This window comes from Pseudomonas sp. 8Z, from assembly GCF_902506535.1.
Lineage (GTDB): Bacteria > Pseudomonadota > Gammaproteobacteria > Pseudomonadales > Pseudomonadaceae > Aquipseudomonas.
Genome location: NZ_LR733827.1, coordinates 1,534,977 through 1,546,942 on the forward strand (window position 1 = coordinate 1,534,977; position 11,966 = coordinate 1,546,942).

The window sequence follows — 11,966 nt, forward strand, 5'->3', positions numbered from 1 at the left end:
CTCGGCGCCAGACTTCGGCTGGCGCCGTGATCCGCCAAGGGGATATGAGAATGATGAAACGGAATCTGCTGGTCATCGGCCTGGCCGTACTGCTCAGCGCCTGTGGTTTTCAACTGCGCGGTACGGGCACCACCCAGTTCGCCTTGACCGAGTTGAGCGTCAGCGGGCGCAATGCCTATGGCGAAAACGTCAAGCAACTGATCGAAGCGCTGGAAAACAACGGCGTCAAGGTATACCCCGGTGCCCCGTACAAGCTGGTATTGAGTCGTGAAGACGAGAATCGTCGCTCCGCCAGCTACACCAGCAACGGCCGTAATGCCGAGTACGAGCTGAGCATGACGGTCGAGTACGAAATCCGTGGCGCGAAGAACCTGCTCCTAACCAGCAACGAGATCGAAGTTCAGAACTACTACCAGCAGGACAGTAGCAACCTGATCGGCTCAGACCAACAAGCAGGGCAACTGCGTGGCGAACTGCGCCGCGAACTGATTCAGCAACTGGTACAGCGCCTGAGCATGATTACCCCGGAGCAGCTCGACCAACTTCAGCAAACCGCCGAGGCCCGCGCCAAGGCCGAAGCCGAGGCCGAAGAAGCCGCGCGTAAGGTACGTGCAGCGCAAGTCGCACCGCAGCAGTCGCCTATCGAACTGCCACGTCAGTGATGCCTGCGGGCCGTTTAAAGCGGCCCGATTCCCCCATGAAGCTTTCTCCCGCCCAGCTCGCCAAGCATCTGCAAGGTACGCTTGCGCCCATTTACGTCATCAGCGGTGACGAACCCCTGCTGTGCCAGGAGGCCGCTGATGCCGTGCGTAGTGCCTGCCGCCAACAGGGTTTCGCCGAACGTCAGGTATTTAACGCCGAAGCCAATTTCGACTGGGGCAACCTGCTGCAAGCCGGTGCCAGCCTCTCGCTGTTCGCCGAAAAACGCCTGCTGGAATTGCGCCTGCCCTCAGGTAAACCCGGCGACAAAGGTGCCGCGGCCCTGCTCGAATACCTTGGCCGCCCGCCGGAAGACACCGTACTGCTGCTCAGCCTGCCCAAGCTCGATGGCAGCACGCAGAAGAGCAAGTGGGCCAAGGCCTTGATCGACGGAGCCCACTCGCAGTTCATCCAGATCTGGCCGATCGATGCCCACCAGTTACCGCAATGGATTCGCCAGCGACTTGCCCAGGCGGGGCTTAGCGCCAGCCCTGATGCAGTGGAGATGATCGCCGCACGCGTCGAGGGCAACCTGCTGGCCGCCGCCCAGGAAGTGGAAAAACTCAAGCTCTTGGCAGAAGGCAACCAGGTGGATGCCGAGACCGTTCAGGCGGCGGTGGCCGACAGTGCGCGCTTCGATGTCTTCGGCCTGATCGATGCGGCCCTCAACGGCGAAGCCGCGCACGCCCTGCGCATGCTCGAAGGGCTGCGTGGCGAGGGCGTGGAAACGCCAGTAATCCTCTGGGCGCTGGCGCGGGAGATTCGCCTGCTGGCCAGCATCGCCCATCAGAAGAGCCAAGGCATCCCCCTCGACAAGGCCTTCGCCAGTGCCCGCCCGCCCGTCTGGGACAAGCGCCGCCCGCTCGTGTCCAAAGCGCTGCAGCGCCACAGCAGCAAACGCTGGGGCCAGTTGCTGCAACAGGCACAACTGATCGATGCGCAAATCAAGGGCCAGGCTGCTGGCAACCCTTGGGGTGAACTGGCCCTACTGACCCTGCAACTGGCCGGGCAACGCCTGCGCCTTTCTTCGTAGGGCGGGTGCAACCCGCCATTAACCAGACGGCGGGTTACACCCGCCCTACAGGCCTGGACATTTTCTGTACAGCGGCGCATAGTCCGCGCCGCCTGCATCAGTGCAGGCAGCCTACATGAGGACATGCCATGAGCAAGAAAACCGGCAAACGGCCGAACAAGGCCAAATCCATCGTCGCCCAACCACTGTTCCGCTGCCGCCAGGAGCGACCACAGAAAGGCAAAGGCAGCTACCGCCGCGAAGCCTCCCACAACTGGGAGGCTTCTTGCTTTATGCGCCCTGCGATTTCGCTGATGGCCCTGTACCAGGCGAGAGCATGCTAAGGTAGCCACCTGCTTAGATGCCCTGAGATAGACATGCCATCCCAGCTTTCCCGTTCGCCCCTGGCCCTGCTCCCACTTCTGCTGCTGGCCGCCTGCGCCAAAGCGCCCGCCGAGAACCTGCCGCTCACGAGCAGCGCACCAACAACGCAGATCAGCAGCGTCCCGGCCCTTCTTAGCTTCGCCGATTGGCGCCAAGCCCTACGCGCCGAGGCACTGAGCAAAGGCATCGACGCGGCGGTGTTCGACCACGCATTCAGCGGCATCATCCCCGACCCAGCAGTGATGAAGGCCGACAGTAGCCAACCGGAGTTCACCCGCCCGGTGTGGGAATATCTCGATGGCGCTGTGTCAGCCAGCCGTATAGGCCGAGGACGCGTCCTGCTCGCCCAACACAATCTAATGCTGCGCGAGATCGAACAGCGTTATGGCGTCGATGCACCCGTTCTGGTCGCGGTCTGGGGCCTGGAAAGCAATTTCGGCAACAACATCGGCAGCAACAGCGTGATCCGTTCGCTCGCCACACTGGCGTATGAAGGACGCCGCCAGGGTTTCTGGCGCAACCAATTGCTGGCCGCGCTGCAAATTCTGCAGCACGGCGATATCCCCAGTGAACGCATGATCGGCTCCTGGGCTGGAGCCATGGGCCAGACCCAGTTCATGCCCACCACTTACAACGAACACGCAGTGGACTTCGACGGTGACGGCAAGCGTGACCTATGGACGTCCTCCGGCGATGCTCTGGCTTCGGCTGCCCATTATCTACAAACCTCCGGCTGGCAACGCGGCCAGCCTTGGGGCTTCGAAGTACGCCTGCCCAAGCAGTTCGATTACTTCCATGCCGACCCGGAGCAACGCCGCACCCTGGCCGAATGGCAAGCGCTCGGCGTAGTGCCTGTTGGCGGCGGCAAGAGCGTGAGCCCAGACAGCCGCGCCACTTTGGTACTACCGGCGGGTCACCGTGGCCCGGCGTTCCTGCTGCTGGACAACTTCCGCAGCATCCTCAGATACAACAACTCCACCTCCTACGCCCTGGCCATCGGTCTACTCGCGGACAACTTCCTCAAACCCAGCGAAATCCAAGCCAGTTGGCCACGCGATGAGCGCCAACTGGGCCGCAGTGAACGCATCGAGCTACAGGAACTGCTGGCCAAGAACGGCTTCGACCCTGGCCCGGCCGACGGCATCATCGGCGCCAATACGCGTAAAGCGATCCGTCTGCTGCAACTGCAACAGGGTGAACCCGCTGACGGCTATCCGAACCTGGAATTGCTGGAACTGCTGCGCACGCGCTGAGCCTCCCTGCCACACACCCTGCGATGCATTGCGGCGACGATCAGCCGACATCGGCCACCCTGCCGCTGTGATAGACTGCGCGGCGGCCAAAAGCCGCTCGCCCTACGGAGCCTCTACCGGAGCCCTGATTTCCGATGTCCGACACCTCCTCGTCCAAAACCGTCGCCAGCGGCGAAAAATTCCGCACCGCCCAAGGCATCACCGCGATCAAGGATGGCCAGAAGCGCCGCGCTTCAGCCGAACCACAGGTCTTCGAACCCAAGCCCAAATGGCTGCGGGTCAAGGCGCCGGGCGGCAGCCGTTTCGAAGCGGTCAAGCGTAACGTCGGCGAGCATCGCCTGAGCACTGTGTGCCAGGAGTCGCACTGCCCGAACATGGGTGAATGTTGGTCCAACGGCACGGCAACCATCATGCTGATGGGCTCGGTATGCACCCGCGCCTGCCGCTTCTGCGCTGTGGACACCGGCAACCCCAATGGTTGGCTGGATCTGGAAGAGCCGCAGAACACCGCCAAGTCGGTGGAGCTGATGGCCCTGCGTTATATCGTGCTGACCTCGGTGGACCGCGATGATCTGGACGACGGCGGCGCCAGCCATTACGCGGCGTGCGTGCGCGCGATCAAGGAGAACACGCCACAGGTGGTGGTCGAGGCGCTGACCCCGGACTTCGACGGTGACCATCAGGCCATCGAGCGCGTGGTGGACTCTGGCCTGGAAGTGTTCGCGCAGAACGTCGAAACGGTCAAACGCCTGACTCACGTAGTGCGTGACCCGCGTGCAGGCTATGAGAAGACCCTCAAGGTACTCGAACACGCCAAGAAGCATCGCCCGGACGTGCTAACCAAGACCAGCCTGATGCTCGGCCTCGGTGAAACCGACGAGGAAATCCTGGAAACCATGGATGACCTGCGCGCCATCGGCGTGGACATCCTCACCCTCGGCCAGTACCTGCAACCCACGCGCAACCACCTCAAGGTGCAGCGCTGGGTCAGCCCTGAAGAGTTCAATCGCTTGCGTGACATCGGCCTGGAGAAAGGCTTCATGGAAGTCGCAGCAGGCCCACTGGTGCGCTCCAGCTACCGCGCCGACCGGGTGTTCGAGAAGAACAACCTGGGCCTTGCCGCACCGGTTCCGGTGCCAGGGCAAGAAGTTAACGCCAGCCTGATTCCGGCACTGAATCTGAACTGACGACTATCGCTGGATAAACGAAAGGGGCGTCCATGACGCCCCTTTGCGTTTCTGCTGCTCAGCGATATCCCAACCTGCCGCGCAGCGCCTGTTCCAACCGTTGTGCCACCTGATCGAACACTGGCGGCGCTGGCAGCAGATCGCGCATCTGCACCATCTTCAGCCCAGCATAGCCGCAGGGGTTGATGCGCTGAAAAGGCATCATATCCATGTCGACGTTGAGCGCCAGGCCATGGAAAGAACAGCCACGGCTGACGCGCAACCCCAAGGACGCGATCTTGTCACCGGCCACGTATACGCCCGGTGCATCGGCCTTGGGCGCCGCCTCGATGCCATAGCTGGCCAGCAGCTCGACCAAACTCTGCTCCATGGCCGTGACCAGCTCACGCACGCCCAGATCGAGACGACGCAAATCGAGCATCAGGTAGGCCACCAGTTGCCCCGGCCCGTGATACGTCACCTGGCCGCCACGCTCGACCTGCACCACTGGGATATTGCCCGGCGCCAGCAGGTGCTCGGCCTTGCCAGCCTGGCCCTGAGTAAACACCTGGGGATGCTGCAGCAGCCAGATTTCATCCGGCGACTGCCCATCGCGCTCACGCGTTAGCTGACGCATAGCCTCCAGCGTCGGCTGATACTCAACCAAACCCAAGTGGCGTACAACGAGTTCGGCCATGGCCGTCACAGCACCATGTGCACGCGGCCAGTGGCGCGCAGGTCGACATGAATGGCCTGTAGCTGCTCAACGCTGGTGGCGGTAATCAGCACCTGCACGGAGAGGAAGTTGCCGTTGCGGCTATCGCGTAGTACCAGCGTCGAGGCATCCAGATCCGGCGCATGGCGCTGGATCACCTCGATCACCAGATCAGAGAAACCCTCGCCCGCAGTCCCGATGACCTTGATCGGATAGCGCTCGCAGGGAAATTCGATTTTTGGGGCTTGAACGTCAGTATCGGTCATGGCGTCAGCGGGCTTGAAGCCCGTCCATAAAGAAGGCCGCCCCTGATGGGGCGGCCGAAGGGATCAGTTGAAGAAGCTGAAGAAGAACAGGCGGATGCTGTCCCACAGACGACGCAGGAAACCACCCTCCTCGACCGACTCCAGAGCGACCAGGTCGGCGCTGTGCACCACTTCGTCACCCAGCTTGACCTCAACCTTACCGATCACGTCACCCTGAGCAATGGGAGCCATCAGTTGCGGATTGAGCGTCATGCTAGCCTGCAGCTTGTCCAGTTGGCCCTTAGGCATGGTCAGCGCCAGATCCTGTGCCAAGCCAGCCTTGACCTGGCTCGACTGGCCTTTCCAGACCGCCGCCTGAGCCAGTTCGCTGCCCTTCTGGTAGAAGGTGCGGCTCTCGAAGAAGCGGAAGCCATAAGTCAGCAGCTTCTGCGTTTCAGCGGCACGAGCTTGCTCGCTATTGGTGCCGAACACAGCGGTGATCATGCGCGCGCCGTCACGCACGGCAGAGGCCACCAGGCAGTAACCGGCTTCCTGGGTGTGGCCGGTCTTCAGACCGTCAACGGTCTTGTCGCGCCACAGCAGCAGGTTGCGGTTAGGCTGCTTGATGTTGTTCCAGAGGAAGTCCTTCTGCGAGTAGATGGCGTAGTGGTCGGCATCTTCGTTGATGATTGCGCGCGCCAGGATGGCCATGTCATGAGCACTGGAGTAGTGCTGCGGATCCGGCAGGCCGGTGGCGTTCATGAAGTGGGTGTTCTTCATGCCCAGGCGCTCGGCAGTCGAATTCATCATGTCGGCGAAAGCATCTTCACTGCCGGCGATGTATTCGGCCAAGGCGATACTGGCATCGTTGCCGGACTGAATGATCACACCGTGCAGCAGGTCGCCAACGCTGGCCTGGCTGTTGACCGGCAGAAACATGGTCGAGCCGCCCGAACCAGCACCGCCGGTGCGCCAGGCGTGCTCGCTGATGGTGACCATGTCCTTCTCGCCGATCTTGCCGGTTTGAATTTCCAGCGTGGCGATGTAGGCCGTCATCAGTTTGGTCAGGCTGGCGGGCGGCAAGCGCTCGTCGCCGTTCTCACCCACCAGCACCTGGCCGGTGGCGGCGTCCATCAGCACGTAGGCGGTAGCCGCCAGTTGCGGCGGTGCCGGTACGACCTGAGGGGTGGCCCAGACCAGTGGCGAAGCCAACAGGGTCAGGAAGAGGAAGGCACGTTGCGCGAAGCTGGTGATATTCATCCGTCTCTCGAAAGTCGTTGCGTGGATTGTGAAGCGGCTCCGAGGGAGCCTTACCCGGCCACCAATCATGGTGACCCGTGGGTTAGTCCGGCCTGTGCCGGTTTAGTGCCATCACCCCTGAGAAGAAACCTTCATCAGAGCGGGCATGCTCGGGTCAGTCTGCACGCACCAGCGTCGGCTGCCCAAGGTTGGCGAGGCGCACATTGCTTTGCAACTGCTCAGCCTCACCCTGACTGCTGATCGGCCCAAGACGCACGCGATGCAGTATCTGCTGGTCGCGCACCACTGAGCTGATGAACACCGGCACACGCGTCGTCTGGCTCAGTTTGTCCTTCAACAGCTCCGCAGCGTCCGGATTGGCGAAGGCTCCCACTTGGAGATACAGGCCAGAAGCTGCGAGTGAATCGTTTTTTTTTGCGTCGATCTGCACCGGCACCACGGCCGCGGCATGCTGCTCTGGCGGCGGCGAATACTGCTCGACCGCCTGCGGCATGGCCTGAGCCACAGGCTGCGCAACAATGGCCTTGGCCGGCTGGTTGTTGGCCAGCACCAGCGGCACCGGACGGCCCTGCTGCGCCCACCATTCGTGCGGATCAATCCCTTCGACCTTGACCCGCGCCGTGCCCTTCTCGGCATAACCGAGCTTCTTCGCCGCAGCGAAGGACAGGTCGATGATGCGATCGGAATAGAACGGCCCGCGGTCGTTGACCCGCAGAATCACGCTCTTGCCGTTTTCCAGATTGGTCACCCGCACGTAGCTGGGCAGCGGCAGGGTCTTGTGCGCGGCGGTCATGCCGTAAAGGTCGTAGGTCTCGCCATTGGCCGTGGCCTGACCGTGGAATTTGGTGCCGTACCAAGAGGCCGGGCCGACCGCCGAGTAGCGGCGCGCATCCTGAATCGGGAAATACTGCTTGCCCAGCACGGTGTAGGGCGCAGCCTTGACCGGGCCATAGTGCGGCATTGGGATGGCATCGTGGATCTTCGACACATCGACATCCCACCAGGGCGCGCCATCGCGGTGTGGGCGGTCGTAATCATTCGGCCCGGAAAGACCGGCCTGGCCCGAGTTGGCCACTGGCTGGGAAGAGCGATTGGACGAGCAACTGGCCACCAGCAGCGCGGCAGCGATGCACGCGCCCAACGACAGTAGCTTCCTGGAACGGCTCATTGTTTACCCCGCGCTTGCACCAGCAGTTCGGCCAATTGATTAACGGCCATGGCGTACATCACGCTGCGATTGTAGCGGGTGATGACGTAAAAGTTGGGCAGCCCCAACCAATACTCGTCACCTTCGGCACCTTCCAGACGAAACGCAGTGACCGGCACGTCATCAGCCAACGCATCGTCGCTGCGCCAGCCAAGGGCGCGCAGCTCACCGACGTTCTTTACCGGATCAAGACCTTCGGTCAGCCCCTCATCGGAACGCTCACCACTGACCTGAGCACGGCTGGCCACCTGGCCGTCGGCCTGCCAGCCATGACGCTGGAAGTAGCTGGCAACGCTGCCAATGGCATCGGTCGGGTTGGTCCAGATATTGATATGGCCGTCGCCATCGAAATCCACGGCATAGGCGCGGAAGCTGCTCGGCATGAACTGCGGCAGGCCCATGGCACCGGCATAAGAGCCCTTGAGCGACAGCGGATCGACCTGCTCTTCGCGGGTCAACATAAGGAACTCGCGCAGCTCCTTGCGGAAGAACGGCGCACGCGGCGGGTAGTCGAAGGCCAGCGTCGACAGCGCATCCATCACCCGGTAGCTGCCAGTATTGCCGCCGTAGAAGGTTTCCACGCCGATGATGGCAACGATGAACTGTGCCGGTACACCGTAATCGGCCTCAGCCTTCTGCAGCGCCGCCTGGTTCTTCCGCCAGAAGTCCACACCCTGGGCGATACGCTTGTCGGTAATGAAGATCGGTCGGTATTCCTTCCACGGCTTGACCCGTTCGGCCGGCCGCGAAATGGCGTCGAGGATCGCCTGCTTGCGCTGCACCTCGGCGAACAGGCTGACCAGTTGCTCGCTGGCAAAACCATAGTCGCGGGTCATTTGCGCGATGAACTCGGAAACCTGCGGCGAACCCTCATAGTCGGCGGCCGACACCTGAGCGCCGCTGCCGAGCAGACCGGTCAGGCCGATTCCCATGAACGTCCTGACCGCCCAGTTACGCAATGCGTGCATTAACTCAAAACTCCCAAATCAAACCTGAGCGATCCACTTCCTGTGGGTGTGAATCGCCATCAATATCCCGAAGCCTGACAACAGCGTCACCAAATGGGTTCCGCCGTAACTAATGAACGGCAAAGGCACCCCCACTACCGGGAGCAAGCCACTGACCATGCCGATGTTAACGAAGACATAAACGAAGAAGGTCATGGTCAAGGCGCCAGCGAGCAATTTGCCGAACAGTGTCTGCGCTTGTGCGGTGATAACCAAGCCGCGTGCGATCAACAGCAGGTACAACAGCAGCAACAGGCAGACGCCCACCAGACCGAACTCCTCGGCGAGCACGGCAATGATAAAGTCCGTGTGGCTTTCCGGCAAAAAATCCAGGTGCGACTGGGTGCCCAGCAGCCAGCCTTTACCGAGCACGCCACCCGAACCAATGGCAGCCTTGGACTGGATGATGTTCCAGCCCGAGCCCAGCGGATCGCTCTCCGGGTTGAGGAAGGTCAGCACGCGCTGCTTCTGATAATCGTGCATCACGAAAAACCACATACCCACAGCAATCGGCCCGATAGCCGCTACCGCGCCGACAATCCAGCGCCACTGCAAGCCAGCCATGAACAGCACGAAGGCGCCGGAGGCGAGAATCAGCAACGAGGTGCCCAGATCCGGCTGTTTGAGAATCAACACAAAGGGCACGCCGATCATCGCCAGGCTGATCAACAAATGCTTGGGCCGAGGCGGCAAACTGCGCGTAGACAGGTACCAGGCGATAGTCATGGGCATGATGATCTTCATGAACTCCGCCGGCTGAAACCGAATCACCCCCGGAATGTTGATCCAGCGCGTGGCGCCCATCGCGGTATGGCCCATCACCTCCACCACAGTCAACAAGCCAACGCCAATCAGATAACCGAGCGGCACCCAGCGCGCCATGAAACGCGGATCGAACTGCGCAATGGCGATTACCGCAACGATGCCGATGCCAAAGGACGACGCCTGCTTGATCAGCAGATCGACATTCTTGCCACTGGCCGAATAGAGCACGAACAGGCTGCCTGCGCCGAGCAACAGCAACAGCAATAACAGCCAGCCGTCGATGTGCATGCGCTGCAGCAAGGTGGCACGCCGACGCAGCACATCCTCATCGGACAGGGTTCTGTCGAAATTACCCTTCATCGCTGGCTGACCTCGGTGTTCTCGGGTGCGGCGTACTCGGCCTTGAGCTGGCCGTTCTCGTCCAGCAGCCAGGCATCCATCACCTCCTTGACCACTGGCGCCGCGACACCAGAGCCGGATTCGCCGTTCTCCACCATCACCGACACGGCAATCTGCGGGTTGTCGACCGGAGCGAAGCCGATGAACAAGGCATGGTCACGATGGCGCTCCTGCAGTTTTTCACGGTTGTATTTCTCGCCCTGGCGGATCGCCACCACCTGCGCGGTACCGCTCTTGCCGGCGATGCGATAGACCGCACTGGCGCCCACTTTGCGCGCAGTGCCACGTGGGCCATTAACCACCTGTTCCATACCGTGGATACCGTAATCCCAGTATTTCGGATCACGTAGCACGATGTCCGGCATCGGGCTGGGATCGACCGGCGACTGCCCATCGATGGTTTTGGCCAAGTGTGGGCGAATCCACTTGCCATGAGTTGCCATCAGCGTGGTGGCCTGCGCGAGCTGCAACGGCGTGGTCTGCATGTAGCCCTGGCCGATACCCAGAATCAGAGTTTCGCCGGGATACCAAGGTTGGCGATAGCGAGCCCGCTTCCAATCGCGCGAGGGCATCAGCCCCGCCGTCTCTTCGAACATGTCCAGCGCCACGCGCTGGCCGAAGCCGAAGCGGCTCATGTAGGCATGCAGCCGATCAATGCCCATCTTGTGCGCCAGATCGTAGAAATAGGTGTCATTGGAGCGGGCGATGGCCAGATCAAGGTCAACCCAACCATCGCCGGTACGGTTCCAGTTACGGTACTTGTGGCTGTTATTCGGCAATTGATAGAAGCCGGGGTCGAACACCCGCGTCTGCGGCGTGACCACACCGCTATCGAGGCCGGATACCGCCACCATCGGTTTGACCGTCGAGCCCGGAGGATACAGGCCGCGCAGCACGCGGTTGTACAGCGGCTGGTCGATAGAATCACGCAGCTCGCCATAAGCCTTGAAGCTGATGCCGGTCACGAAGGGGTTGGGGTCAAAGCTAGGCTGGCTAACCATCGCCAGCACCTCACCGGTCTTGGGCTGAATCGCCACCACCGCACCACGGCGCCCGCCGAGCGCCTTCTCCGCGGCCTCCTGCAAACGCGCATCGAGGGTCAGGATAATGTCCTTGCCGGGTTTGGGATCGATGCGATTGAGCACGCGCAACACACGACCACGCGCATTGGTCTCGACCTCCTCGTAGCCCACCTCGCCGTGCAGCTCCTCTTCGTAGAAGCGCTCGATACCGGTCTTCCCGATATGGTGCGTGCCCGCGTACTCGGTCGGGTCGAGGCGCTTGAGCTCCTGCTCGTTGATGCGCCCGACATAACCGACCGAATGCGCGAAGTGCTCCTTTTGCGGGTAATGCCGCACCAGTTGCGCGGCCACCTCGACGCCGGGCAGGCGGAACTGGTTCACCGCCACACGAGCGATCTGCTCCTCGGACAGTTCGAACAGAATCGGCACCGGCTCGAACGGACGGCGCCCCTGGCGCACGCGCCGCTCGAAGAGTTCGCGGTCCTCGCTGGTCAGCTCCAGCACCTCGACCACGGTATCGAGTACCTGCTGCCAGTCACCGGCACGCTCACGCGTCACGGTCAGGCTGAAGCTGGGGCGGTTGTCGGCGATGATCACGCCATTGCGGTCATAGATCAGCCCACGCGTGGGCGGTATCGGCTGCACATGGATGCGGTTGTTCTCCGCCAGCGTCGAGTGATACTCGAACTGCACCACCTGCAGGTAATACATACGCGCGATCAGCACACAGGTCAGCAGCAGCACTGTCACGCCGCCGACGATCACCCGGCGCTTGACCAGGCGCGCGTCCTTTTCGTGATCCTTGAGGCGAATCGGCTCGGGCATGGAGGCT

Annotated in this window: 11 protein-coding genes and 1 pseudogene; 5 read left to right on the top strand and 7 right to left on the bottom strand. The window is 61.8% G+C overall.

All coding sequences use genetic code 11. The annotated features are described in order from the left end of the window. Nucleotides 1-50: 50 nt before the first annotated feature. The 5 genes and pseudogenes from lptE (at nucleotide 51) to lipA (ending at nucleotide 4,535) form a co-directional block, all read left to right on the top strand. A complete protein-coding gene (gene lptE / locus AERO9A_RS19925; protein WP_159973641.1) occupies nucleotides 51-662 on the top strand; it encodes an LPS assembly lipoprotein LptE in 612 nt (203 codons plus the stop codon). A gap of 35 nt (nucleotides 663-697) precedes the next feature. Further along, a complete protein-coding gene (holA, locus tag AERO9A_RS19930) occupies nucleotides 698-1,732 on the top strand; it encodes a DNA polymerase III subunit delta (RefSeq protein ID WP_159973642.1) in 1,035 nt (344 codons plus the stop codon). 128 nt (nucleotides 1,733-1,860) lie between these two features. Then, nucleotides 1,861-2,007 (top strand): annotated as a pseudogene (gene arfA, locus AERO9A_RS19935) (alternative ribosome rescue factor ArfA); the annotation flags it as partial. A gap of 81 nt (nucleotides 2,008-2,088) precedes the next feature. Continuing rightward, nucleotides 2,089-3,348 (top strand): lytic murein transglycosylase, encoded by a 1,260-nt coding sequence (locus AERO9A_RS19940; RefSeq protein ID WP_159973644.1) that lies wholly within the window; start codon nucleotides 2,089-2,091, stop codon nucleotides 3,346-3,348. 134 nt (nucleotides 3,349-3,482) lie between these two features. Continuing rightward, the gene (gene lipA, locus AERO9A_RS19945; protein ID WP_159973645.1) at nucleotides 3,483-4,535 is read left to right on the top strand and encodes a lipoyl synthase; all 1,053 of its coding nucleotides are present in this window, start codon (nucleotides 3,483-3,485) and stop codon (nucleotides 4,533-4,535) included. Nucleotides 4,536-4,593: 58 nt separating this feature from the next. On the opposite strand, the gene lipB is transcribed toward lipA, so the two are convergent. The 7 genes from lipB to mrdA form a co-directional block, all read right to left on the bottom strand. Beyond that, nucleotides 4,594-5,211: a lipoyl(octanoyl) transferase LipB gene (gene lipB / locus AERO9A_RS19950; protein WP_159973646.1), complete on the bottom strand. Its 618-nt coding sequence runs from the start codon at nucleotides 5,209-5,211 to the stop codon at nucleotides 4,594-4,596. A 5-nt stretch (nucleotides 5,212-5,216) separates the two neighbouring features. Continuing rightward, nucleotides 5,217-5,495 (bottom strand): DUF493 domain-containing protein, encoded by a 279-nt coding sequence (locus tag AERO9A_RS19955; RefSeq protein WP_159973647.1) that lies wholly within the window; start codon nucleotides 5,493-5,495, stop codon nucleotides 5,217-5,219. A gap of 63 nt (nucleotides 5,496-5,558) precedes the next feature. Next, nucleotides 5,559-6,734 carry a D-alanyl-D-alanine carboxypeptidase family protein gene (locus AERO9A_RS19960; protein ID WP_159973648.1) on the bottom strand — a complete coding sequence of 392 codons (1,176 nt, stop codon included), beginning with the start codon at nucleotides 6,732-6,734 and terminating at the stop codon, nucleotides 5,559-5,561. Nucleotides 6,735-6,888: 154 nt separating this feature from the next. Next, complete coding sequence (locus tag AERO9A_RS19965; protein ID WP_159973649.1) at nucleotides 6,889-7,902, bottom strand: septal ring lytic transglycosylase RlpA family protein; 1,014 nt, start codon at nucleotides 7,900-7,902, stop codon at nucleotides 6,889-6,891. Further along, a complete protein-coding gene (gene mltB / locus AERO9A_RS19970; RefSeq protein WP_159973650.1) occupies nucleotides 7,899-8,909 on the bottom strand; it encodes a lytic murein transglycosylase B in 1,011 nt (336 codons plus the stop codon). The genes AERO9A_RS19965 and mltB overlap by 4 nt, the downstream gene beginning before the upstream one ends. Before the next feature lie 18 nt (nucleotides 8,910-8,927). Continuing rightward, entirely contained in the window at nucleotides 8,928-10,031 is a 1,104-nt protein-coding gene (rodA, locus tag AERO9A_RS19975) for a rod shape-determining protein RodA (protein WP_178111196.1), read from the bottom strand. A 38-nt stretch (nucleotides 10,032-10,069) separates the two neighbouring features. Next, entirely contained in the window at nucleotides 10,070-11,959 is a 1,890-nt protein-coding gene (gene mrdA, locus AERO9A_RS19980; protein WP_159973652.1) for a penicillin-binding protein 2, read from the bottom strand. Nucleotides 11,960-11,966 lie beyond the last annotated feature (7 nt).